This is a genomic window from Streptomyces sp. SID12501, from assembly GCF_010550245.1.
In the GTDB taxonomy this organism is placed as follows: domain Bacteria; phylum Actinomycetota; class Actinomycetes; order Streptomycetales; family Streptomycetaceae; genus Streptomyces.
In genome coordinates, this window is sequence record NZ_JAAGLU010000817.1 from 1 (window position 1) to 418 (window position 418).

Consider the following 418-nt stretch of genomic DNA (forward strand, 5'->3'; position numbering starts at 1 on the left):
CCGCGTATCCCCTCGCCCGGCCGTCGTACCGTTCTGCGCGGCTCACTGCTCGTCCCTGCGGCGGCCCTTCCCGCGGCTGCCGCTTCGGCTCCTGCCCTGGCCCTGGCGGGGCGGCCGGAGGCGGCGTGGGGGGTGCAGGTGGGGAGCGTCACCGCCTCCTCGGCGCTGGTGTGGGTACGGTCGGACCGGCCCGCCCGGATGCTGGTGGAGACCTCGGCGACCGAGTCCTTCCGCCGGGCCCGGAGCTGGTACGGGCCGCTGATCGGCCCGGGAAGCGACTTCACCGGCACCACTCCCCTGTACGGCCTTCCGGCGGGTGAGCAGGTGCACTACCGCGTCACGCTGGCCGACCCGGGCGATCCGCGCCGTACCGGAAAACCGGTGTACGGAACGTTCCGTACCGCTCCGGCCCGGCGTC

Annotated in this window: 1 protein-coding gene; it reads left to right on the top strand. The window is 74.9% G+C overall.

Going from position 1 to position 418, the window contains the following annotated elements; genetic code table 11:
• Nucleotides 1-6: 6 nt before the first annotated feature.
• Nucleotides 7-418, top strand: a 412-nt coding sequence (locus G3I71_RS48615) for a PhoD-like phosphatase N-terminal domain-containing protein (protein WP_343243318.1), incomplete at its 3' end; no start/stop codon positions are given.